Source organism: Shewanella sairae (assembly GCF_023283535.1).
GTDB classification, from domain to species: domain Bacteria; phylum Pseudomonadota; class Gammaproteobacteria; order Enterobacterales; family Shewanellaceae; genus Shewanella; species Shewanella sairae.
This window is the reverse complement of the sequence record NZ_JAKILT010000019.1, coordinates 1-24,380: the sequence shown is the minus strand read 5'-3', so window position 1 is coordinate 24,380 and position 24,380 is coordinate 1. Positions and strand designations below refer to the sequence as shown.

Genomic DNA, 24,380 nt, shown 5'->3' with positions numbered 1-24,380 from the left:
GATGTGGATACTCAAAGTTAGATGAACTATTAACAACGTAATACTTAAGAAAGGCTGTATGTGATTTCTAGCTGATGGTGAGAGTACGGTTAAAGTATTATTCCCCTTGGCTTTGTATTGTACTCGTAATATTCAAGTTGATTAGCAGTAATGTTATAGCAGTTATTGGAATTTTTTATTGTAATTTTCAATCCAAGGTAATAACTCTGATGCTGATAATGGTCTACTATAGTAGTACCCTTGCACATACTGGCAATTCATTTTATATAACATATCTAAAACAAGGTGAGTTTCGACGCCTTCTGCAGTAACCTTAATATTCAATTTACTTCCAAGTTCGATTATAGCTTCCACAATGGCTTGATGTTGACGATTCACATCTATGTCAAACACGAAAGCTTTATCTATTTTGATTTCGTCAAATGGAATGGAATCTAACCTCTTTAAATTCGAGTAACTTTTACCAAAATCATCTAGAGAAAATCTTATTCCACTAGCAATAATCTTGTTGATTGATTCAAAGGTTAGAAATTCATTTTCTATTGGAGCATACTCCGTTAGTTCAAATGTCATATCAATATCTCTATGCTTTCCATAGTGATTAATTATTTCCTCGACAAAACCTTCTCGGCGTAGATCGTCAGCACTTATGTTTATCGATAGATTGTAATCTTTAAGACTAGGTATGCTTTCCCAATGGTTAAGTGCTTTTTTAAAAACGAATTTTGTTAGCTTATAGCTTTGCTTTTCTTTTTCTAATAAAGGGATGAATTCATCTGGATATATGGTGTTGTTATTTGTTTTTATTCTGGATAGCACTTCAAATCCGACAACTTTTTTTGTTTTAATATCTACTTTGGGTTGATAGTAAAGACATAGGTTTTTCTTGTTGAAATCTTCTTTTATACATGTAGCGCCAAAAATAAAACCAATATTGTCAGACGGTTTATTTGAGCTGAGTTTACATTTTTTGTTTGTTACAATATTATAAATATCGGCATGTTTTAAAGGTGTTTTAATTATGTCAGCCAAATTCAAATTCAACTCTAAAGCATTATTCGAAACAAACTCAAATAAACAATTGTCGGCAAGTCCAATAATGATGACTGGCTTAAAATAGTCCTTAACCCCAACCATATAGTTTATAAGAGTAAACTTATCATCGAGCATGATGCTCAAATCTATAATGAGCAGGTTTATTCTGGAGCAACCTATTGTTTGTGTATTATCTAGCGAACTAATTGCAGATTTACTGTTTTCAGCGTTTTCAAACACGACGTCTAGCCCCTTAAAGACTTCAGAAAACTTTGCTCTTGTTATACTCCTCGCGAATTTGCATTTATCGACAATGAGTACATTCATGAACTTGTTCCTTTGTATTTGCTCCTAACAGGCAACCTAGTTGCTTCGGTGTGATTATTGCCAACTTTAGTAAAAAACGATTAGCCATTAACTCTGATCTCTTTAATAAATAGGATCTTATATTTATGATTCTTCCCTGAAACTTTACTTTTGTAACTCTGTATGTCTTTAATTTTGCGAGGTTTAATGTCTTTGCTAAATTACCATCGCATGTATAAAAGCAAAGGCAACGCATTTTCCTCTGTTGTGAAAAATGGTGAAGATAGGTCGACATGATGCTATTCTCAACTTGTTTTGTTGCACCTGAAGATGAAAATACCAGCATTGCATCATGTTCATTATCATTGTTACTGTTTATAATTGCGCTTAAGTCTTTACTTGTATCTATTATCTCGGTTAGTACATTTTCAGTTGTTGTAAGAAAAAGGCAATGCCCAACAATTTGGCCATTAACCGCAGTTGCCACAGAAATCTTTAAATCGTTTAAGCTATCAAACTCTTGTAATGGTGGCTGTAACATTAAAGTAGGATTGCCCTCATATCGCAGGATCATTCTCAATACGAGATAAAAACTATCATCTTTAATGTCTATTGTTTGTATATTATATTCATCATTCTTATAGTAGGGGTGGATGGATTTCTGCTGATTAGAATGACATTTAATTAAATGAGTCGACTCTTGAAGGAACTTCTGGTCACATGCATAAATACAAGTCAATTCATTGTCATATAATTCAACGATTTTAGCTTGTTTGGCAAGAGAGGGGATATTCACCCCCCTTTCCCATCTACTTACAGTAATGGAATCTAAATTATAAAACAAACTGCTATGATCTCTAAGTTCTAAACAAAGCTGTTCCTGAGAAATTAGATTATTTTCTCGTACATTTCTCAGGAATGTTGAAAAAACATGGCGTCGCTTGTTTTTTGTGTAACAGTTGTTTTTTGTGTAACAGTAATTTGTACAGGTCATAACGTGTTCCGTTGTTTTTTTTTAGATAAATTAATATTCCTAAATATAGTTGGTTATTAACGCCATTTATTTCCTCTGGAAGTGATGTCGTATATGTAACCCACATTTTATGGCTCTCTTCGTTAAAATGGAGTGCTGTAACTCTTTCATTATTCATCAGTTTCCCATTGGTGTTACCAGTTGTTGCTTGTTTGTAGTGTGTAATTTTAAATTGCATATAGCACTAATAACACGGCAAGTCGTTTTTGTTGTTTAAATTAGAATGCCTAGGGTTAGTATGTAAGGGTTCTTCTTGATAGTGTTGGTAAAAATACTATTCATAACTTGATATAAGTTATTCGATGAAAAAGAGTCGCTACCTTGTTGAAGATTGCTGGTTTAAATTTAAAGATGAGTTATTACTGAAGCTAGTGACTATAAGACTTAGATAGTTATATTTTGGGGACTTATTATGGAAAATTATCGATTTGCTTGTAGGTTCTATTTTACTTTTATCCTAGAGTAAGTTTGAGTAAATAGGGGGTTAATTTCTATAAGTACACGAATATTCACAGCGGCAATATTAATTCGCCTATGCATATTCTTATTCTTATTCTTGTCAAAGTTTAATAAAAACAATCTACTGCAGGTTATGTATTCAAGATTATTTCATCATAACAGTGCTGACTGTAACGAAATTATTACAGTTGTAGTTATGAAGCTTTGTTTTCTGTCTAATTTGAAACAAAAAAGGGGCAAAATTGCTTAACAACACTGTAAAGTCAGGCAGCCTTTTTATCTTGGCAAATTATAGCCGAATTGCTATTAATTGCTTTTATGGCGACTGGTCAAGTTTAATGAGTTAATACCTTGCAGCTTCATAAGCTGATGACATTTGCACCTTTGGCATTGTTGAAGGTTACAGTTATAGCTAAGAGTTTGTAAGGGGAGTTACTGAAGTTGAGGCTGAAACCACGAAAGCGGTCAATAAAGCGAAATTTTTATTAAAGTAGGCAATTGGCTTAGGGCTAAAATACCGAACCAAGGCTTCACAAGAAATGCAGTGCTTAGGTGCTGCATTTTTATATCAAGCCGCTAGCTTGAGCTTATTTAATGATCCGAGCATCACAGCTTTAATCCCCAAAGCAGTCAGTTGTTAAAGCTGTACTACCTAACTAATTCATCATTCAAATACTATTAATCACCTTGAACTAACCCATCTCATTTCGATGAAAAACTGTAAAATTTTTGTGCCTTAATTCGCCAACTGGTTAAAACCTGTCCCTTAGACTTTACTCTTACTTTGTCGACAATTTGTTGGTTTACTGTTGACTATAATTATAATAATGGCTAGATTGTCGACAATCCATTAAGAGCTAATATTCTATTTTGCCAATGACATTCTTTAACGAACAGCCGGTTACCAGCGCAGATAAAACCTTCTTTCAGCTACGCAAAGCGATAGTGGAAGGCGAGATCGAGCAGGGCTCCAAGCTGAGTGAAACCGAGTTGTCGACAAAATACAGCGTAAGCCGCGCAGTTATTCGCGAAGCGATTAATCGTTTAGAAGCAAGCCACCTGGTAGAGCGCAAAGCCAATGTTGGCGCACGAGTGGTAAGTTTAACGCCAGCAGGATTACTTGAGCTTTATCAAGTGCGTGAATCTCTTGAGGGCATGGCGGCAAGGCTTGCGGCAATAAATATGACCGATCAAGAAATTGATAATTTACAAACGCTACTCAACAGCCATTTTGAGACCGTACAGTCAGCGGGCAGTTATTATCAAGAAGCAGGCGATGTGGATTTTCATTATCGGATCATTCAAGGCAGTAAGAATAAGCATTTAATCTCTATGCTTATTGATGGCATTTATCACCTCGTACGCATGTACCGCGTGCAACTGGGCATGACTGGCTCGCGAGTGACTACCGCCTTTGATGAGCATAAACATATCGTTCAAGCGATTTGTAATCGCGATGCCGAGTTAGCTGAAATGCTAATGCGTCGCCATATTTTGTACTCAAAATCGAGTATCGAAAATAAGTTAGCGAATGATTAAGCAGCATAAAAATTCAACAATTGACCGTTATAACATCATTATCAATATTGCCATGCTGAACTTTATGTACAGCGAGCGATAAACAAAAGGAATCAACATGAGCGCAGGAAAGAAGTTTCGCGAAGCACTCGCGGCCAATAAGCCCCTACAAATCGTGGGTACCATCAATGCTTACTCGGCCATGATGGCGAAAAAGATTGGTCATCAGGCGATCTACTTATCGGGCGGCGGAGTCGCAAATGCATCATACGGTTTACCGGATCTTGGCATGACATCGCTTAACGATGTGATTGTTGATGTGCAGCGCATCACTTCAGCTTGTGACTTGCCGTTAATGGTTGATATCGACACTGGTTGGGGCGGCGCGTTTAACATTGCTAAAACCATTCGTGATATGGAAAAAGCCGGCGCTGCCGCAGTGCACATGGAAGACCAAGTCGCGCAAAAGCGCTGTGGTCACCGCCCAAATAAAGAGATTGTGTCAACAGAAGAGATGGTCGATCGCATTAAAGCGGCGGTAGATGCGCGCACAGACCCAGACTTTTTCATTATGGCGCGTACAGACTCGTTCGCTCAAGAAGGCTTAGAAGCGGCAATTGCCCGTGCTAAAGCCTATGTGGCTGCAGGCGCTGACGGTATTTTTGCCGAAGCGGTGAAAACGGAAGAGCACTACCGCGCATTTTCTGATGCCCTCGATGTACCTATCCTTGCCAATATTACTGAATTTGGCCAAACCGAATTGTGGAATAAAGAGCAACTAGGCGAGTGGGGCGCATCAATGGTGTTATATCCATTAAGTGCCTTTAGAGCCATGAATAAAGCGGCTGAGATGGTGTACAGCTCAATTTTAGAAAATGGCGACCAAAAAGCAGTAGTAGATTCAATGCAAACACGTATGGATCTATACGATTACTTGGGTTACCACGATTACGAACAAAAGTTAGATAAGCTATTTGCTGAAGGAAAGAACCTGTAACTGCTGACTAGCGGTAATAGGCAATAAATGAATTAAGTAAAACGGCAGTAAAGCATATGTTTGCCATTCGCTAAGCTGCCAAATATTGAGAAGTACCTATTCGATAAAACCTTACAAACGTTTGCATGATGGATAAGCGCAAACGTAATAAATATAAAAATAACCTGCAGCTACGGCTGACGGGTAAACAAATAAAAGGAAGAGAGCAATGGTTGATAAAAAGATTGGTGGCGCAGGTCTACGTGGTCAAAGCGCAGGTGAAACATCTTTATGTACTGTAGGTAAGTCAGGCTCTGGCTTAACCTATTGTGGTTATGACGTATCAGATCTTGCTGATAACGCTTCATTTGAAGAAGTGGCTTACTTGCTATTTAACGGCGAGCTACCTAATCAAACCCAGCTTGATCATTATAAAACCGAACTCTTTGCCCAGCGCGATCTTCCACAGGCACTAAAAGAGGTGCTGCAACGCATTCCAGCAGACGCCCACCCAATGGACGTCATGCGCACTGGTTGTTCATTCTTGGGTAATCTTGAGCCAGAAAATGACTTTAGCGAGCAAAACCAAGCGGCAAACCGCTTATTAGCCGCGTTTCCGGCCATCATGTGTTACTGGTACAAGTTCTCTCATGAAGGTGTAGAGATTGACTGCGTAACCGATGAAGACTCAATTGGTGGTCACTTCTTGCACCTACTTAATGGCAAAGCACCATCAGAGCAGCACCGCCGCGTAATGGATGTGTCGCTGATTTTATACGCAGAGCATGAGTTTAACGCATCAACCTTTACCGCTCGTGTATGTGCATCAACCTTATCAGATATGTTCTCGTGTATTACTGGCGCAATCGGCACACTGCGCGGCCCATTGCATGGCGGCGCGAACGAAGCGGCAATGGATATGATCCAGCAGTTTAGCTCACCTGAAGATGCAAAAATCCAAATGGCTGGCATGCTTGAGCGCAAAGAAAAGATCATGGGCTTTGGTCATGCGATTTATCGCACGTCAGATCCTCGTAACGTGATCATCAAAGCTTGGTCTGAAAAGTTGGCAAATGAGTTTGGTGACACCTCACTTTACGATATCTCAGTCGCCTGTGAAGAGTTTATGTGGGACACCAAGAAGCTATTCTGTAACGCTGATTTCTTCCATGCATCGGCTTACCATTTCATGGGCATTCCAACTAAGCTGTTTACCCCAATATTTGTTTGTTCACGCCTAACGGGTTGGGCGGCGCACGTGATGGAGCAACGCTCAAACAACCGCATTATCCGCCCAAGTGCTGACTACACAGGTAGCGAGCCACGCAAAGTTAACCCTATAAGTGAAAGATAATCATAGTTAAATAACCCTTAGTAGTGCGGTTTTGCTACTAAGGGGTAGTTGTATAACTATTTATTGCTCAATCTCTATCAAAAATATTCAACGCTAATCGATAGCGATAAACATAATAAAGAGTTTGAGTTTTCCATTTGTCACCATGCCTTAAATGGAACGCGTTATGACCCAATTAAATACCCAATACCGCAAAGCGTTAGCTGGAACAGATCTTGATTATTTCGACACAGAAGCGGCCGTTAATGCCATCAGCCCTGATGCATATCGCAAGCTGCCATATTGCTCACGTGTTTACGCCGAAAACTTAGTACGTCGCTGCACGCCAGAAACATTAACCGCAAGCCTCAAACAGATCATTGAGCGTAAGCGCGATTTAGACTTTCCTTGGTACCCAGCCCGAGTTGTGTGCCACGACATTCTTGGTCAAACCGCATTAGTGGATTTGGCCGGTTTGCGTGATGCGATTGCTGATAAAGGTGGCGACCCATCAAAAGTGAACCCTGTTGTGCCAACTCAGCTGATTGTGGATCATTCGTTAGCAGTGGAGCATGCGGGCTTTGAAAAAGACGCGTTTGAGAAAAACCGCGCCATTGAAGACAGACGAAACGACGACAGATTCCATTTTATCAACTGGACTAAAACAGCCTTTGAAAACATTGATGTGATCCAGCCGGGTAACGGCATTATGCATCAAATCAATTTAGAGAAGATGTCGCCTGTTATTCAAGCGCGCGAAGGCGTTGCCTTTCCTGACACCTTAGTTGGTACCGACAGCCACACACCACACGTTGATGCCTTAGGCGTTATCGCCATTGGTGTTGGTGGTCTTGAAGCCGAAAGCGTGATGCTAGGGCGTCCATCTTATATGCGTCTACCGGATATTGTCGGTGTAGAGCTGGTGGGCGAGCGTCAAAGCGGTATTACTGCAACGGATATAGTACTGGCAATTACCGAGTTCTTGCGTAATGAAAAGGTGGTGTCGACTTACCTTGAGTTCTTTGGCGAAGGGGCAAGCAACCTAACCTTAGGCGACCGAGCAACCATCTCGAATATGACCCCAGAATTTGGCGCCACTGCTGCCATGTTTTATATCGACGACAAAACCATTGATTACCTAAAACTGACAGGCCGAGACGAAAGCCAAGTTAAGCTAGTTGAAACCTATGCCAAGCAAACAGGCTTGTGGGCAGATAGCTTGCAAGATGCCGAGTATGAGCGGGTACTGCGTTTTGATTTATCAAGTGTAGGCCGCAACATTGCTGGCCCGTCAAACCCACATCGCCGTGTATCAACCAGCGAACTTGCCGCAAAAGGCATTAGTGGTGAAGTTGAAGATATGAGCGGTGACAAAGCAGGCTTAATGCCTGATGGTGCGTGTATTATTGCCGCCATTACCAGTTGTACTAACACTTCAAATCCACGCAACGTGATAGCCGCCGGTCTGCTTGCCCGTAACGCCAATGCTAAAGGTCTAACGCGTAAGCCTTGGGTTAAGACATCACTTGCACCAGGTTCAAAAGCGGTGCAGCTGTATTTAGAAGACGCCAATCTGTTAACTGAGCTTGAAGCATTAGGCTTTGGTATTGTCGGTTTTGCCTGTACTACTTGTAATGGCATGAGCGGCGCGCTGGATCCTAAAATTCAACAAGAAGTGATTGAACGCGATTTATACTCAACAGCGGTATTAAGTGGTAACCGTAATTTTGATGGTCGAATTCACCCATATGCTAAACAAGCCTTTTTAGCGTCGCCGCCATTAGTTGTGGCTTATGCTATTGCGGGCACCATACGTTTTGATATTGAAAAAGATGCCTTAGGGCAAGATGATCATGGCAACGACATTTTACTTAAAGATCTATGGCCGTCTGATGAAGAAATTGACGCGGTAATCGCCCAAAGCGTTAAGCCTGAGCAGTTCCGCAAAGTATACGAGCCAATGTTTGACATAAAAGTGGAATATGGCAGCCAAAATGATCCGCAATACGATTGGCGTCCACAAAGTACCTATATTCGTCGCCCACCTTATTGGGAGGGGGCATTAGCAGGCGAGCGCACCATGAAAGGCATGCGTCCATTAGCGGTACTCGGTGACAACATCACCACCGACCATCTATCGCCATCAAACGCGATTATGCTCGACAGTGCTGCTGGTGCTTATTTGGATAAAATGGGCTTACCAGAAGTTGATTTCAACTCATACGCAACGCACCGCGGCGACCACTTAACGGCGCAGCGTGCCACCTTTGCAAATCCTAAGTTGTTTAACGAAATGGTGACGCAAATTGGCCGCAATGGCGAAGTTGAGGTGAAACAGGGCTCTTACGCCCGTATTGAGCCTGAAGGTGTTGAATCACGCATGTGGGAAGCGATTGAAACCTACATGGAGCGTAAACAGCCGCTGATCATTATTGCTGGCGCCGATTACGGTCAAGGTTCAAGCCGCGATTGGGCAGCAAAAGGTGTGCGTCTTGCTGGTGTTGAAGTGATTGTGGCTGAAGGGTTTGAGCGTATTCACCGTACTAACTTAGTTGGTATGGGCGTATTGCCGCTTGAGTTCACTAACGGCGATAACCGCCATACCTATCAAATTGATGGTACGGAAACCTTTGATGTACTCGGTGAACGTACACCGGGCGCAATGCTCACGGTCATCATGACCCGTAGTAATGGTGAAACCCTTGAGATCCCAGTTAAGTGTCGACTCGACACTCTAGATGAAGTCTCTATCTATGAAGCGGGTGGCATCCTCCAGCGCTTCGCCCAAGATTTTTTAGAGTCTTCAACGTAATGAAGAGTCTTCAACATGAGCCTTCAGCGGATAAAGAGTCGCAATGCCAGATTTGAAGGAATATTGAGCTACAAACGTTATAAGACGATATTGCAATCTATATGAGACGCCGCAAGTACATCCTTGTAGGCTCTGCGGTGGCATCCATGCCACCAAAGCTCATATAGTCAGCAATATCGTCAACTCAATTTCACACTTTATATTTTGGCAACGAGAGTCTGTGCGGCAGCAAATTAAAGAAGCTACCGAGCACATTATCATTGTTCTCGGACTCATTTAACGTTGAAATGACTAGGCAGTAGGGATTGACAAGGTAAAACACATGACCACATCAACAGATCCAAAACCAAAATTTGCACCACAAATCAAAGTGCCTGCGACCTATATGCGCGGCGGTACCAGTAAAGGGGTGTTTTTTAATTTAACCGATTTACCTATTGAGGCACAGGAACCTGGCGCTGCGCGTGATGCCTTGTTACTAAGAGTCATTGGCAGCCCAGATCCTTACGGTAAACAAACCGATGGCATGGGCGGAGCAACATCCAGTACCAGTAAAACGGTTATCTTAGCTAAAAGCGATAAAGCCGATCACGACGTTGACTACCTATTTGGTCAAGTAGCCATCGACAAACCGTTTGTGGATTGGAGCGGTAATTGCGGCAACTTAACTGCAGCGGTTGGCTCGTTTGCCATTAGTAACGGTTTAGTCGATAGCTGCCGTGTACCAGAAAATGGCATTGCTTTTGTGCGAATTTGGCAAAAAAACATCCAAAAAACCATTGTTGCCCATGTACCTATGACAAATGGTGAAGTGCAAGAAACCGGAGCTTTCGAGTTAGATGGCGTCACGTTCGCTGCAGCTGAGGTCCAAGTTGAGTTTTTAGCCCCAGCAGACGGTGAGGGCGCGATGTTCCCAACCGGTAATTTAATTGATGACTTGAAAGTGCCTACTGATGTTGTAGAAAGTGGGGTATTGCAAGCCACCATGATCAACGCAGGTATTCCAACCGTGTTTATTAACGCCAGCGAATTAGGTTACAGCGGCGCAGAATTGCAAGACGCCATTAACGGTGATGCAAAGGCGCTTGCCATGTTTGAAACCATCCGTGCTTATGGCGCAGTGCAAATGGGGCTAATCAAACATATCGACGAAGCGGCGACCCGTCAGCACACGCCCAAAGTAGCAATTGTAGCGCCGCCGATAGATTACACTTCATCAAGCGGTAAACAGATTGCCAAAACCGATATCGATTTAAACGTGCGCGCCTTGTCTATGGGCAAACTGCATCACGCCATGATGGGCACAGCTGCAGTGGCTATTGGTACCGCAGCGGCAATACCGGGCACCTTAGTGCACTTAGCTGCCAGTCAGAGCCTGAGTCTGAGCAATAGTGCTAGTTCGGACTCTGTCACCTTTGGTCATCCATCAGGTACCCTAAAAGTAGGCGCTGAAGCGACTGAAGTCGACGGTAACTGGCAGGTGAATAAAGTTGTGATGAGCCGCAGCGCAAGGGTATTAATGGAAGGTTGGGTTCGCGTACCTGCCACTGCCATTTAGCGCCTTTAAAAATCTAGCGCTAAAAACAACAAAGCAGGCGATTCGATAATGAATGCCTGCTTTTTTTATGTGGTACGTGCTTGGAAAATTACGGTCATAGCTTTTTTAAGGGGCGATGTATTTGGGGCTATGTATTAGAAACTTGATTCACAAATTTATTGAGTACTTTGTTAACAGCGCGAACAACAGCATCAGTCACTCTTACAATCACTTTTACAATCAGAGCGGCAATAACAACACTTACGAATAAGTCCCGCCGTATTCAGCTTCCATCAACTTAATGTAATCATGCATCTCTTGCCCGGCAGTAACGGCAAAGTAGCGGCCTAGATTGGTGATATTAACGATTCTATCGACTCTGAAATTTCTAAAGTCATTACGTAACTCACACCAAGCGAGTAACGTCCATGTGCCTTTCCAAAAGTAGATCGCGAGTGGCCGCAATTCTCGTTGAGTGCAATCATCTTTTGCATCGCGGTAATCCATTAATAAGTATTCTCGCAGGCGAGAAGCTTTACGCAGTGCATCCAAAAATTTAAATTCGTCATTATCGATGTAAAAGTCGGGGGCAAACATCAACGACTGATATTCCTTTAAGCGCTCGGGTAAAACTGATTCGACTTTAATCATCGCCTGTTTAGCCGCACTCGATAACTCGCTGCCGCCCCAGGCTTGCACCATGCGCATCCCCACTTGAATCGCTTCAAGCTCAGCCTCGTTAAACATCAGCGGTGGCACACTGACTTCTTGCCTAAGCAGGTAACCCACGCCAGCTTCGCCCTCGATAGGAATGCCGCTTAAACATAAATCTTGAATATCGCGATATACGGTTCGGGTCGATACTTCAAGCCGCTCGGCCAATTGCTGGGCCGTGGTTAAACGCCGACTACGGAGTATTTGTACAAGTTGAAATAATCGGTCTGCGCGGCGCATAGGGTTCCTGCAAGCTAGGGTTAGGTTTTCTTTGGTTAGGCCTTTTTAAAAGGCACTGAATATTTTACTGATGTTACCCAGTGACAGTACACGGATAGCAAACACAGTGGCTGTAGCTAGCCGTTATAAAGAGTAGTTATAAATAGTAGCGGTATATAGATAGCAATCTATAACAGCTATTAGTTAACACCAATATAAATATCGACTCCGGCAGTGGAGGTGTAACACTCGTAATCTGTGTCAAAGCTGCGTTCAAATGGGCAATCTTTTGCTTCAAAATAATGCCATATTTGTTGCCAAAGCGCGATTATCACCGCTGGCATTTCGCCAGTGGCACTAAATTTTAGGTATTTGCCTGCAACTAAATCAACCTCAGTTAAATCTGCGCTAGCGGGTTCGTTAAGTGTTAACCCAGCCAGAATAGAATATTGCCCATTATGGTCAGACTCATAGTGGTAGTAACAACCGTAGATAGGCGAGGTGGTATTACTACTGACTTCAGGGCGCTGCATAAACGCTTGCCACAGTGGCATAATCTTTTGCGTCGCTTGGTGTTGCTCTGCCTCGTTTGAAGTAGTGACCGCGAGCCCAAAGACCTCAATAGCAGGCTGATTAACTAATTGTGGCGATAGGGTTTCATTACTATTTTTACTCATTCCATGTTCCTTTCTTGCTTCGCCCATATAAGCCGTCTAAATAAGTTGCCCAAATAAGCAGGCCAATACAAACAGAGCAATTCTTATAAATAATCAGTTGCTTGCCGCTATGGCAGCAAGCGCACTGTGTTGTTTACGCTAAAAGCGCCTTTCTTGTTTCAAACATTAGCTTTATTGGGCTATTTCTTAGTCCCCGTGCTAACACTAACGTTAGTTCTATTTTTCCTTGGACCAAAGCCCGACCGTATTACCTTCACTATCTTCAAACAATGCAATAAAGCCACATTCGCCGTCTTTAATTGGCATCACAGGAAGTAAGACTTTTACGCCGGCCTGGCTAATGCGCTCAACTAATGGCGTGAGTTGCGGGCCTAAATGCAGATAAAGTACGCTGCCGTGAGCAGACGGCTGCATCATTTCGTGTTTCACCAAGCCTATGCTCGCCGCTTCTTTATCAGCAGTTTCTAGAACGGCCATCTCCATATCGTTCATGGTTTCACGGTGAAAGCAAACATCAAAATGCTTGCTATAAAAAGCCACGGCTCTGTCCATATCTGCGACTGCAATCTCGCCCCAAACTAACGGTGCTTGTTCCAACATAATTAACTCCTTTTAAGATTAATACCGGCTAAGTGGCACTTGATATAAGTGCCATCGGTTAGCGTTGAAACAAGCATAAATGAGGGCTACTGACAGCATAGTGTCAGTAGTGTTTTGCATATTTGATTTGTAGGGTTAAGGGTTAGCTCTTATTAGCAGAGAAGTCGCATCTCATAAGCAATCGCGCTGTAAAAATGAGCGTTTATCGATGGTGTCGTGTGCAATAAATCGAAAAGCGGCTAAATCTATGGCTAATTAGGCTAGATCAGGCCCTCAAAGCCGCAAAGAGGTCGAGAAATGTTGGCTTTTAGCGTATCCTAGCGGCCATTAAATTTAATACTGCTGTTTATGAACATTGACGTAAAAGACATATCCGAACCGGTACTCAACGCAGAGATCACCTGCTCAAACTGCCAAGCCTGTTGCTGCCGTTTAGAAGTGATGATCGTGACAGATACCGGCGTTCCCGATGAACACATCAGTATTGACGAATATGGCGCCGAAACCATGTTGCGCCTAGATGACGGCTGGTGCTCTGCAGTCGATAGAGACACCCTAATGTGTACGATTTATGAAAACCGACCATGGATCTGCCGTTTGTTTGAAATGGGCTCGTACGAGTGCATCAGCGAGCGTAAAGAGCTGCTTTAAATTTTTTTATTCCCTTTCTAACAAAGCATGACGGCATTTCTTTTGTGTATGAGTTATGTCGTTGATAACGCTTTGCCTCATATCTGCAGGCTGCAGATAAAATTAAGCTGTTGATCCGTTTTTCGGTATTCTTGAACAGCTGCCGGTAGCGAAATTCAGCAATTAAATTAGTCGTGTTAGAACTTGTCTGCTTTTTTATAAAGCAAAGCTGCACCGGGATTGAAACATAATGAACGCTTGCTTAGGTACTTCTATTATGTCATGTGATTATACAGTTGTGTACCTTGTGTTTGACACTATGTTACTATCACCCATGCCTAGTTATCTTCAGTAAATTATTTACGATTCAATTTCGTAGTCGATGTTCATGCTAAAAATGAGACATCTATATGATTTTTAAGAATAGGCTCACTTGTATTTTTTATACAAACACGTATTGTATGGGCATATATTAAAGGAGTAAGTGCTTAAGGAAGAGACGCTTCAAGATGAGTCTAAATCAAAGTGCGGTTCACACAATAAGTGAGCTCTATATTTGATACTCAATCCAAGTCTGCCTTGCCATACATTTATAAGTACTTACCACGCTAACGCTATGTTGCTTGGAGTGTTATGTTAAGGTTTAAATCTGCGTTATCTGTTTTATCAAAATCATCCCCGTATGCGGTGCGTACTCTGCATCAAAATGATAACTCTATCGAAGATCAGATAAAAAATTATTTATTCATTACGACCAACATTGAACAGGCTTTTAAAGAAGCACTGATTAATGCAACGGAAGATGACATTATCTTTCTATGTGGCAGTAGTGGCGACGGTAAGTCTGAAATCTTAACGCGTTATTGTGAAATGGCGATGTTTAAAGACCGCTATAAGTTTCACTTAGATGCGACCCATAGCTTTTCACCAACGTCTAATGCAATTCAAACACTTGATACCTTATTTGAAGAAAACCGTACTTCTAATAAAACGCTCGTAGTTGGTATTAACGTCGGTATGCTTGGCAACTATGCGCAAGAAGGCGCAGAGCTGCACGATGATATTAAATCATCGATAAAGAGCTTCCTCGATGACTCACCAACTGAGTCCAATCACCAGTTTTTAGACTTTGAAAAGTTTCCCAAGTTTGTATTAGGGAAAAATGGTTATACGGCTGAGTTTGTAAAAGAGCTGTTTCAAAAGCTCACAGCGCCGACTAATAACATCATCCGCGACCATTTTGATCACGAAAAAACACTAACGCAAGCAGTAGACAAGAAGTTGTGTGCCAATTATGAGCTCTTAAGCGATGAAGCGGTACAGCAAACAATTATTGAGCTTTTATTTAAAGCTAGATTAGTTAAGGACCAGTTCCTAACCGCACGTGCATTACTTGATTTTGTGTTTCATTTATTAGCAGGACCTGGTTATTTATTTGATAACTTGTTCACAGGCACTGATAACGAATTAGCCAGTAAAATTGTAGATTTTGATCCTGCTAATATCCGAACGCAGCATATAGATAAATTCATTTTATCGAGAAGCTTAGGCTTACCTGATCATAACTACGAGGTATTTGTAGAAGCCCTTCTATTAAAGGGCTTTACTCGCTCCCTAGCGCCTGAATCTTATCTAAGACTGTTCTATTTGTTAAAAAATTCAGAGTTTGCTAACAACTATCACCTTTCATTTTGTGGTGATTTTCAACAAGACCTGATTAAGAAATATTCTGAGGTTTGGCACTTACATTGTCACTTTGATGGTTCCGATGAGCATAAGTTGGCATTACGCCAATATTATAAAGATGTCGCAATTGCTGCTGTCCATAAATACAACAATCGTAATGCGCCAAGGCTAGGCAAAGGCGAGTTCTTTATTTCTGAACACAATGGTTTCCAGTTAGCTGCAGATTTAGAGCTTAAAGTTCATGTGCCCCAGATAGCCGAAGATAAAGAGACTAAAACATCACACTTCAATACCTATTTTAAAGTGGGTAAACGTATCGTGAAATTACCGACAAACATCAACTTATTAAGTCTGATGCTGCGTATTGTTGAAGGATATCGCCCTAATAAGCACGATAAAAATACCGTTGTGCTCTTAGATGAGCTTGTTGAAGAGATAGCTGAAGTAGCTAATGAAACGAGTACTTTGCACATACTTTACAAAAATGACCGATACAAAATTGCAAACGACGATTTTGATGAATTTGAAGTGAGTGGCCTATAATTATGTTGCGATTAAAATCTGAGTTGCAGGTAAAAAACAATACGTTAAACAGTTACTTTCCTATCCGAACAAAAGATAGATATGACGTTTTTGACTGGGACAGTGCACTAGGCCACGTGGTAAAACACGCGTATAGAAAAGAATTTATTCTGGTTAAAGATCCTACAGACCTAGCGGGTAAAAAGAAAAAGCAATTTGAACTAACAGACTTCAAAGAAGCGAGCCAAAAGACATTCTTGCGTAAGTTAGATGAAGCTGATTTTTGGCCGATCCTCGATAAAATGTATTTTCAAGGTGATGAACTGTTTAAGATTGCACCAGAATTCTTATTGTTCAAAACGAATAAGGCTGTGGGTAATACGCCAAACAGCCGGTTAGGCAATATGTTTGCTAGCTTACTACAAGATTTTTCTTTTACAGAAAAACCAAATGCAAAGCTAAACTTTCTCGAGCAGCAGCTATATGACGTACTCAGCCTTCACCTTAAAACTCAGGATCCTGAAGAGGGTGATGTAGTGACTAAAGAGGCGCCATATTTGCCATTTATGGCTAACCATTTTCAACAAGATCTTACATTTTTAAGTAAGCGGCCTAAATATTTACTGTCTATTTTCAAAGATTTTCTTCGACTATACGCACACTTGTATACTGCGCAATTGGCACTAAATTTAAAAGATTGGCGCTCAGGTGAGCCATGCCCTAAGTTACATTACTTCATTTTAGATACCGAAAAAGCAAGTGATGAGCGCAAATTGGTAAAGGACTATGGGCATAAGCAATTGTCTACAGCGCTTTGGAGTATCTTTCCTTACTTATCGATGAATGAAAGCTTACAAAATAGCAAAAATCAGATTATGCCCATCTGGGCGTTTGCGCAAAACTTAGCAGAACACCCAACATGTGTAGATGCACTTGAAAACTACGCAGCTGAATTTAAAGAAACCAGACAACTTAATACCAGCCTATCGGATTCTAGAGACCCTCTAGATCAACTCGACAACTTATTAAAGCTAGGTGCAGCGCAATTCGGTCGTGGTGAATCCCGATACGATATCAATTTGCAATACGTCAAATCAGCAGAAGCTGAGCTTTGCTCTCACTTTATTCAGAGTAGGGGGCGTGCAGGGCGAGTAATGGTGTTTAATCAAGACTACCTTATTCTATTGACCAATATTGCAGTGGGTGAAAAAGATAAGCTGCGATTCCATGAACTTATCTTAGCTTTCGAAGCAAGAGGTGTCTTTTTTGACAAGCAAAGCCAACAGGCTTTAATCGAATTTTACGAACGCATCGGCAATGTTGAGCGTATGAGTGACAGTGGAGATGCAGTATATGTCTTTAAAACAATTTAATGATTTTCTAGCGGAACAATTCCTAAATTGGGGACAGCATTCCATTAAGCCTGGCTATCGATATCAGTTCCAGTCTCCTGATAATGAAAATAGCTTGAAACTGTTTGAATCGATTGTATCAAAAGCCGATGGCACGATTGATGTTAAAGGCACAAAGTTATCAATAGTCACATGTGGTCACTCTCGTCTTTTGCCGGTATTACATAGCGAAGACTCGAATACGGCACCTGGTTTTACAGAGAACTTCATCTCACACTTGCGCGATGAAGTTGCTGGGCAATTCGGTGAGTTTGAAGACTGTGCATTGCTAGTTATCCACAATAGTATGCTAGACACGCTGATTAATTCTGCTGAAAATGTGGCACAGCCTGCAAGTATCTGGCACCCAGAGCAGATTAAACAAGCAATGTACAAGTTAATCGATGACGTTAACGGGACTCGCAAAGTCTCAGAATGTTTACTTGAGCATAGGTTTAATCAAATCGTAGATGATGGCGCAACCATGTTTGGTTTTGAAAAACTTTACAATGCACTACTCGATGGTGACCTCAAGTTTAGCGAGCTGGGCTTATTAAATGACCCTGCAATTCTGACGTGGGATGGTAAACCAGAACAAATCAATAAACGACTTGATGAGAACAAACGGCTATATGAAGATATTGAACGTATTACTCATCATTTCCCTAATGAATTAGAAGAAAAGCTTGCTGAAAAAGATTTCGGTTCTAAGTTTGTTGAGCGAAATTTTGGCGGCGAAGGCCTTGAAAGTTGGAAAACCGAATTAGAATTTAGTGCATGTAAGCAAGAGCAGGAAGCAAACAGAAAAAACCTATTAGAGCTCGAAAGTGAGGTGATCCTGCAAGGAGAGCTAATAGCAAAGAACAAGTCAGAAACTAAGGCGGGTCGCAGAGAGCGCCATTTGATTTTGGTTGTAGAGGAAGACCAACAAGACTTTGGCTTCGAGTTGACGTTTATTGGCGGTAAAATCGAACGTAAGCAGTGCTCAATTCTGCACAATAAAACGGACTTAATTGAAATCGCAAATCCAGTGAACTCAGGCGGAAAGCGTAGCCGAGTTACGGTTACTGGTGCCTATACAGGTAAAGCGATGTTCTTCACTCTTGACCTAAAACGAGAGAAAACAGCAGAACGCTATAAGTTTAAAGTGTTAGTCATTAAAAGCGGTGACTTCTATATCGATGCCTTTAGAAATAACTTCCTAATCGAACCACCAACTTCATCCAAGAAGACCGCGCGGATCACACTGCAAACAGAAGACAGCAGTTTTGTGATTGGCATAGACGGTGGTAAAGAAGGCGCTAAAGCGGTACTCGATGAGATTGGTCAGGTGTTCGACAATGAAACGACTAGCGAGATTAATTTCGAGCAGATAGCGAACGAGTCTGATGAGCTACATTTTGTGGTTAAAGGTCAAGACTCATGGCTAACGTTCAATGTTGAAGGCGCAATCGCAACTGACTCACTAACACTGCCACTGATCTTAGATAAAGACAGATTTACGCGGCTATACCAAGATGACTATCTTGGTAGTTTTAATCGCGCAAAAAATAAAGTCTTACTCGATAACAAAGAGCTTTCACCCAAAGGCAAACGCTTAACCCTATTGCAGTGGGAAGCTGAAATAGTTGACGGCTTACTACTCACAAGGCGCGATGAGCAAAAAAATCCGTTAGCTCTCAACGATATTGAGGCAACATATCCGTCGCTGTTTGTTGCTTATCGAGCATTATTTGACTATTACCATGAACACCGTACATTACCGAGCCTCTGTAGTTGGGGGCCGGAGTATCGTGTTTTAGCCGGGCAGGTTGTAAAACAATACAATGATGCGATTAGCGCTATTGGTGATGATATTTTGCTTACAGCAGAGCAAAAACAGCTGATTAATATCGGATTTGCGACCTTTGGTGGCCAAGAATATATTACGCCATTCCACCCTATGGTCATTGCTTACTATTTATCATTAGCTGAGCATGTAACCCAAGATCAAAGCCATAGTTTTAAGACACTGCCAAAAGTGACCCTTGATAGGCTAAATGCCCGTGGACTATTACCCTTTATCTACGACCCTATTCATGGTTTTGCCTTCAGTCAGTTAGAGAAAGAAAATAGCTTTTGGTTAGAACTCGTACCACAACAAGATACGAGCTTTTCTTATGTACGTAAGCTAGTAAAAGATAAAGTCGGTGAATTTAAAAATGCCTTCTCGGCGCTGTTTAATGCAGGCCCGAAAGCGACATTGATTATTAACTCAGTTAATAACAAATCAAACCACGAAATTTTTATGGGGCTGGTTGATTTTGTTAAGGCCAATAAAGACAAGGTCTGCCAAGTTCATGTGAATCTGTATGACGATAAACTCGTCTATAGCGAATTCGATCGCTTCGCCGAGACGGCGAGTTACGATGAGCTTAAAAACTTATATGAACTCGATAAAGGCGCGGTACGTGAGCAAGCGGATATGATTATCGATTTGCTACGCACTCGACTTACCTATAGTAAGTTTGAAAATGGCAAAATTGATGGCAAACAAGCTTATTCACACCTTAGCTTTTTTAGAAATAACAGCAAGGTAGAGCCAAGAGATGTCAATGTAGATAAACAGCTAAGTGGAGTAGTTTGTCATGGTCTAATGGCAGGCGAAGCCGCTGCCAATAAGCAAGACAGCTACTTTACTGCATTCGGCCTTAAGAATGTGGACACCGCAGGGCAACCACATCTACAAATCGCCCAAAAGCTTGGAGGCCTCATCAAGCCCGCCCGTCTATCAAGCGAGCCGACGGGTAACTCAAAGTCTATGGCGCTGGTGGTGAGTGATAACTTTAAAACCTTACTAGAGCGTTCTTATGTCAGCTCAATCTGGACGACCATTATTGACCCTAAGGTGACCTTAGACTTTTTCGAGAACGCAAAAGACATGGTGTTGATCCATTATTCGGATAACTACACCAACTCGGCGAATTACGACGCAATTACCGTTACTCGCCAAACTGAGCTTTATAAGAAAGTGCTCGAGCAGGACGAAGGCGGGATAACTGAAGAGTTTAATGCCTTTAATGGTGAGTGGTTGCTTAAAATGATCACTGCTAATGCAAACGAGCGTAAAGAGAAAAAGGGCATTATTGGGGCGTATAAATTCGTCAACTGCTTATTGTCTCAATCTGACATTACTTGGGTACCGCTCTCGGTTGCTGAGATGATCCGTGTAACAGGTAACATCGGTCTTAAGATGTCTGATAGTGACTTCTCGCGTAACGTCCAAGGTTACAAGTCTGGCCTCATCTCTGATGATGTGCTGTTTGTCGGCTTTAAAGATAAACAGTTGTACGTGTTACCACTTGAAGTGAAAACCGGCATCAAACAAACCCACAGTAAAGGTGTGCAGCAAGCTAAAGAGCTTAAACGCTATTTGTGTGAAGATATACTGGGCCGTAATGATTTTCCAGGCATGTTATATCGTGGCCTGTTCATCCGACAGGTGTTGATGCAGATAGACAAGTATGAGCTATATAATCTTTATTCAGATACTTACTTTGACGGGTTCTTAGCTGATCGAGAATGGTGGTTACAAGGTGACTACAGTATTGCTGAGCTAGCAAACTATCCAGACGGTTTTATGCTATCTCATGTTGAAAACGATACCTTTTTTGAAGCAGATTTTAATGAAGTCGACAACATCTTAAAAATTCAGCTGCCTATTAGTTATTTGAAACAACTGGTGAGTACACCGCTGCAACAGTTAATGACCGATGTTCGTCCCGAGCACCTTTGTCATATCCCAGAAAAATATTTGCTTGGTGCTGATCATTCAAGTGAAACGAGAAAACAACCAGAGCTGATTTTGCCTGAATCACATACAGCTGCTCAAGAAAGCACAAGTGTGGATACTCCTGCGATTTCAAGTCGCGCTATCGAGCTCAGTGATTTTTTACCAAATAAAGACCCAGTAAAAGATAGCAAGCTTGCAAATAAAGAGCCTGATACAGCAGTTAGCGATTTGAATGTACCTTCCAATACAGCGGAGCCAACTCCAGTTAATCAACCTGAGCTAGATAATGAGCCGATAAAGATTCTAGTGGGTCATGACGTGCGTGACAGTGCTGAAGTGTATTGGGAGCCAACTAATACCGCCAAATTTATGAATACCAACTCTGGCATTATCGGTACCATGGGCACAGGTAAAACGCAGTGTACCAAGTCAGTAGTCACACAGTTGTATCGCCAGCAAGACCGCAATGTTGATGGCAAACCCATTGGTATTTTGATCTTCGATTACAAGTCAGATTATGTCGACGAGAAGTTCTTAACTGCAACTAATGGAAAGAAGTACAAATTATTTAAATTGCCCTACAACCCCTTAAGCTTATTTGGCGATACACCTATGTTGCCAATCCACACTGCAACAAGTTTTGCTGAAACGATGACAAAAGCATACAAGCTAGGTCCTAAACAGCAATTGAAGCTAGAGAATATTATTTTAGAAGCTTATGACTTAGCAGGTATCAATTCTGAAAAACCTGAAACTTGGAAACGACCTGCGCCAACCATTGAAAATATTTGGGATCTTTTTCTAGCACAAGAAAAAGTAGAGGAAGACTCATTATATGCTGCATTGTCAAAACTGGCTCGTTTAAAAATATTCGAAACAGACCCAGAGAAAATGGTGAGTCTATATGAATTAATAAATGGGGTTACAGTTATAGAGGTGGCGAAAAACCCTAGGGAAGTACAAAGTTTAGTCGTTGCTTTAACTTTGGACCTTTTTTATTCGCAAATGCAGAAAGAAGGCAAACCAGAAGTAAAAGGCGATTTGAGGCAAGTATCTAAGCTCATTTTGGTTGATGAAGCAGATAATTTTATGTCGCAAAACTTTATTAGTCTTCGTAATATCCTAAAGGAAGGCCGTGAATACGGAGTGGGGGTGATTTTGTCGACTCAAGATATCACCCATTTTAAGACTAGCGAAAATGATTATTCGTCTTACATCTTAAGCTGGATTGTGCATCGAGTATCGCAGATTAAGAATCAGGACATCAAGTCAATCTTCAACAAGGATGATAAGGCTGATCAAGAGAACTTGATGAAGAGCATACGTGAGCTAGATAAGCACTACAGCTTGTATGTCGATGGCGATAAGAAGGTGCAGAAGATCAAAGATAAAGCGTTTTGGGAGCTGCTTGGTTAACGAGTTACCTAACAGACTGATAAAAAACACCTTTCGGGGTGTTTTTTGCGATAGCGCATATTATTAGCACCAAATAAATGTATATAATCAAATAAATACAGATAACTGAGTCAATTAAATGGATTTAAATCTCAAAAACCAAGATATCAATCACTTCTTAAGTTTGATCAATTCTAGTGTCACGAAGCCAATATTAATGCTTTTAGCTGAAATGGAGCATTTAAATGACGCCAAATGAACTTAGGGCTGCAGTCTTAGCTGTAAAACGATGGTCTCGAAGTGATCAGCGTGCACCTAACAAACCATTAATGATGGCCTATGCACTCTCGAAGTATCTCCAAGGTCATGGTCAATATTTTGATTATGAAACTGAAGTTGACGAAGAGGTCACTGAGTTGCTTAAACGATTTGGTCCAGCTCGGTCAATTTATCATGCTGAGTACCCATTTTGGCGATTAATAAACGATAATATTTGGACGCTAAATAATGCTGAAAACTGCATTCCTCGTAAGAGTAATACAGACCCCAGCAAACGTGAACTAATTAAACACCAGGTAAGCGGTGGTTTTAACGCTGCTGCTTATAAATTGATTAAACAAGACTCTAACTTAACCCTAGAGCTTCTAGAAACAATTCTACAAGATAGTTTTCCACAGAGTATTGTTGATGATATTACGCGTCACCTAGGCCTTGAATTCAGCTTTAAGCAGGTTCAGAAGCGAGACCCTAGATTTAGGAAAGAGGTATTACGCGCCTATAACTACCAGTGTGCGGTTTGTGGTTTTGATATGCGAATGGACGATATCTCTGTAGGCTTAGAAGCAGCTCATATCAAATGGAAGCAGTTCCATGGGCCGTGCGATGTAACCAATGGTTTAACCTTATGTGCTGTTCACCATAAAGCCTTTGATAAAGGTGCATTTTCAATTACTGAAGATTATAAAGTAAAGCTATCAGATAGCCTTAATGGTGGGGAGCAAGCACAACGTTTGTTTTTTGACTTTGATGGTAAGTTAATTAATTTACCGAAGAAGGTCAACTGGTTTCCAAACGTTGACTACTTGAGTTGGCATCAGAAAGAGGTACTGAAGTAGGTATGGGAATCGAGTACTTATCAGGATGTAATGATGATAGGTATGAACTAGTAAACTGATGAGAAGTATTCATATTAATATTATTAAAGTGATGCAAGTGAATAAATTTAGAGTTGTAGGGAATGTTTAATGTTCAATAAAATCAAAATTACTTTTGATAAGATAGTGGTAAGGGTTATAAGGATGATAAATATGGTGTATAAGCTTTTTAGAAAAGTACTGATGCCTATGAATGCTTGGTTTGAACTATTAAGAGTCATGCTTTCAAGTTTGTTTGATATTATAAGAAATCCAAGTTTTATAATGTTTTCAGTTATTGCTCTAGGCCTAGGTACAATGGGGATATGGATAGGTTTTTTTCCTGGTAGCGATGTAAAATCAGAGCAAACTTTGGATAATTTATCTGTTTTTACTTTTTGTATAGCTACACTTGGTGGAATTGCAGCAGATTATTTTTTTGAAGAAAAAAATATTGCAGCTAATCAAAATTCAAATGAAGAGCTATCAGGAGTCCTAAGTCGGCATGGTATGTTTTTTTTATGGTCTTTTTCCGTGTTAATGTAGTGGTCAAGTAAAACTGGACACGGACTTGTACGTATTCCAAAATCTTCGTTCAGATTCATTTGGGGTCAAGCCGCCATTATAACTAT

Annotated in this window: 16 protein-coding genes; 11 read left to right on the top strand and 5 right to left on the bottom strand. The window is 41.2% G+C overall.

Annotated elements, in window-relative coordinates:
* Positions 1–162: 162 nt before the first annotated feature.
* Together L2748_RS10000 and L2748_RS09995 are read right to left on the bottom strand one after the other, a co-directional pair.
* Positions 163–1,362, bottom strand: coding sequence for an EAL domain-containing protein (locus tag L2748_RS10000; RefSeq protein ID WP_248957693.1), 1,200 nt, complete (start codon positions 1,360–1,362; stop codon positions 163–165).
* Entirely contained in the window at positions 1,340–2,137 is a 798-nt protein-coding gene (locus L2748_RS09995) for a hypothetical protein (RefSeq protein ID WP_220783582.1), read from the bottom strand. Before L2748_RS09995 ends, L2748_RS10000 begins: the two co-directional genes overlap by 23 nt.
* A 1,572-nt stretch (positions 2,138–3,709) precedes the next feature.
* Here L2748_RS09995 and L2748_RS09990 point away from each other — a divergent pair.
* The 5 genes from L2748_RS09990 to prpF all read left to right on the top strand — a co-directional run bounded on the left by L2748_RS09990 (position 3,710) and on the right by prpF (position 11,030).
* Positions 3,710–4,372: a GntR family transcriptional regulator gene (locus tag L2748_RS09990; RefSeq protein WP_220782660.1), complete on the top strand. Its 663-nt coding sequence runs from the start codon at positions 3,710–3,712 to the stop codon at positions 4,370–4,372.
* A gap of 97 nt (positions 4,373–4,469) precedes the next feature.
* Complete coding sequence (gene prpB, locus L2748_RS09985; protein ID WP_220763063.1) at positions 4,470–5,348, top strand: methylisocitrate lyase; 879 nt, start codon at positions 4,470–4,472, stop codon at positions 5,346–5,348.
* A 208-nt stretch (positions 5,349–5,556) separates the two neighbouring features.
* Positions 5,557–6,681: a bifunctional 2-methylcitrate synthase/citrate synthase gene (gene prpC, locus L2748_RS09980; RefSeq protein WP_220782659.1), complete on the top strand. Its 1,125-nt coding sequence runs from the start codon at positions 5,557–5,559 to the stop codon at positions 6,679–6,681.
* Positions 6,682–6,847: 166 nt separating this feature from the next.
* Entirely contained in the window at positions 6,848–9,472 is a 2,625-nt protein-coding gene (acnD, locus tag L2748_RS09975; protein ID WP_220782657.1) for a Fe/S-dependent 2-methylisocitrate dehydratase AcnD, read from the top strand.
* A gap of 322 nt (positions 9,473–9,794) precedes the next feature.
* Positions 9,795–11,030, top strand: a complete 1,236-nt coding sequence (prpF, locus tag L2748_RS09970) for a 2-methylaconitate cis-trans isomerase PrpF (protein ID WP_220782655.1) — start codon at positions 9,795–9,797, stop codon at positions 11,028–11,030.
* 240 nt (positions 11,031–11,270) lie between these two features.
* Here the strand turns inward: prpF and L2748_RS09965 are convergent, their stop codons facing one another.
* The 3 genes from L2748_RS09965 to L2748_RS09955 all read right to left on the bottom strand — a co-directional run bounded on the left by L2748_RS09965 (position 11,271) and on the right by L2748_RS09955 (position 13,219).
* Positions 11,271–11,963: a helix-turn-helix transcriptional regulator gene (locus L2748_RS09965; protein ID WP_220782653.1), complete on the bottom strand. Its 693-nt coding sequence runs from the start codon at positions 11,961–11,963 to the stop codon at positions 11,271–11,273.
* A gap of 179 nt (positions 11,964–12,142) precedes the next feature.
* Positions 12,143–12,619, bottom strand: a complete 477-nt coding sequence (locus tag L2748_RS09960) for a GyrI-like domain-containing protein (RefSeq protein WP_220782651.1) — start codon at positions 12,617–12,619, stop codon at positions 12,143–12,145.
* A gap of 216 nt (positions 12,620–12,835) precedes the next feature.
* Positions 12,836–13,219 (bottom strand): VOC family protein, encoded by a 384-nt coding sequence (locus tag L2748_RS09955; protein WP_220782649.1) that lies wholly within the window; start codon positions 13,217–13,219, stop codon positions 12,836–12,838.
* 348 nt (positions 13,220–13,567) lie between these two features.
* On the opposite strand from L2748_RS09955, the gene L2748_RS09950 reads away from it, so the two are divergent.
* The 6 genes from L2748_RS09950 (at position 13,568) to L2748_RS09925 (ending at position 24,294) form a co-directional block, all read left to right on the top strand.
* Positions 13,568–13,870, top strand: a complete 303-nt coding sequence (locus L2748_RS09950; RefSeq protein ID WP_220782648.1) for a YkgJ family cysteine cluster protein — start codon at positions 13,568–13,570, stop codon at positions 13,868–13,870.
* Between the two features lie 612 nt (positions 13,871–14,482).
* On the top strand, positions 14,483–16,078 hold the full coding sequence (dptF, locus tag L2748_RS09945) for a DNA phosphorothioation-dependent restriction protein DptF (protein ID WP_248957692.1): 1,596 nt from the start codon (positions 14,483–14,485) through the stop codon (positions 16,076–16,078).
* A gap of 2 nt (positions 16,079–16,080) precedes the next feature.
* Positions 16,081–17,430 carry a DNA phosphorothioation-dependent restriction protein DptG gene (gene dptG, locus L2748_RS09940; protein WP_220782645.1) on the top strand — a complete coding sequence of 450 codons (1,350 nt, stop codon included), beginning with the start codon at positions 16,081–16,083 and terminating at the stop codon, positions 17,428–17,430.
* Entirely contained in the window at positions 17,411–22,636 is a 5,226-nt protein-coding gene (gene dptH / locus L2748_RS09935; RefSeq protein WP_220782644.1) for a DNA phosphorothioation-dependent restriction protein DptH, read from the top strand. The genes dptG and dptH overlap by 20 nt, the downstream gene beginning before the upstream one ends.
* A 224-nt stretch (positions 22,637–22,860) precedes the next feature.
* Positions 22,861–23,730 (top strand): phosphorothioated DNA-binding restriction endonuclease, encoded by an 870-nt coding sequence (locus L2748_RS09930; protein ID WP_220782642.1) that lies wholly within the window; start codon positions 22,861–22,863, stop codon positions 23,728–23,730.
* Positions 23,731–23,859: 129 nt separating this feature from the next.
* Positions 23,860–24,294, top strand: a complete 435-nt coding sequence (locus L2748_RS09925) for a hypothetical protein (protein ID WP_248957691.1) — start codon at positions 23,860–23,862, stop codon at positions 24,292–24,294.
* Positions 24,295–24,380 lie beyond the last annotated feature (86 nt).

Excerpts from the sequence above, each read along its gene's own strand:
- L2748_RS09950 (WP_220782648.1), top strand. The coding sequence starts at position 13,568 with ATGAACATTGACGTAAAAGACATATCCGAACCGGTACTCAACGCAGAG.
- dptF (WP_248957692.1), top strand. The coding sequence starts at position 14,483 with ATGTTAAGGTTTAAATCTGCGTTATCTGTTTTATCAAAATCATCCCCG.
- L2748_RS09955 (WP_220782649.1), bottom strand. The coding sequence starts at position 13,219 with ATGTTGGAACAAGCACCGTTAGTTTGGGGCGAGATTGCAGTCGCAGAT.
- acnD (WP_220782657.1), top strand. The coding sequence starts at position 6,848 with ATGACCCAATTAAATACCCAATACCGCAAAGCGTTAGCTGGAACAGAT.
- L2748_RS09965 (WP_220782653.1), bottom strand. The coding sequence starts at position 11,963 with ATGCGCCGCGCAGACCGATTATTTCAACTTGTACAAATACTCCGTAGT.
- prpF (WP_220782655.1), top strand. The coding sequence starts at position 9,795 with ATGACCACATCAACAGATCCAAAACCAAAATTTGCACCACAAATCAAA.
- prpC (WP_220782659.1), top strand. The coding sequence starts at position 5,557 with ATGGTTGATAAAAAGATTGGTGGCGCAGGTCTACGTGGTCAAAGCGCA.
- L2748_RS09990 (WP_220782660.1), top strand. The coding sequence starts at position 3,710 with ATGACATTCTTTAACGAACAGCCGGTTACCAGCGCAGATAAAACCTTC.
- L2748_RS09925 (WP_248957691.1), top strand. The coding sequence starts at position 23,860 with ATGTTCAATAAAATCAAAATTACTTTTGATAAGATAGTGGTAAGGGTT.
- L2748_RS09930 (WP_220782642.1), top strand. The coding sequence starts at position 22,861 with ATGACGCCAAATGAACTTAGGGCTGCAGTCTTAGCTGTAAAACGATGG.
- L2748_RS09960 (WP_220782651.1), bottom strand. The coding sequence starts at position 12,619 with ATGAGTAAAAATAGTAATGAAACCCTATCGCCACAATTAGTTAATCAG.
- dptG (WP_220782645.1), top strand. The coding sequence starts at position 16,081 with ATGTTGCGATTAAAATCTGAGTTGCAGGTAAAAAACAATACGTTAAAC.
- prpB (WP_220763063.1), top strand. The coding sequence starts at position 4,470 with ATGAGCGCAGGAAAGAAGTTTCGCGAAGCACTCGCGGCCAATAAGCCC.
- L2748_RS10000 (WP_248957693.1), bottom strand. The coding sequence starts at position 1,362 with ATGAATGTACTCATTGTCGATAAATGCAAATTCGCGAGGAGTATAACA.
- dptH (WP_220782644.1), top strand. The coding sequence starts at position 17,411 with ATGTCTTTAAAACAATTTAATGATTTTCTAGCGGAACAATTCCTAAAT.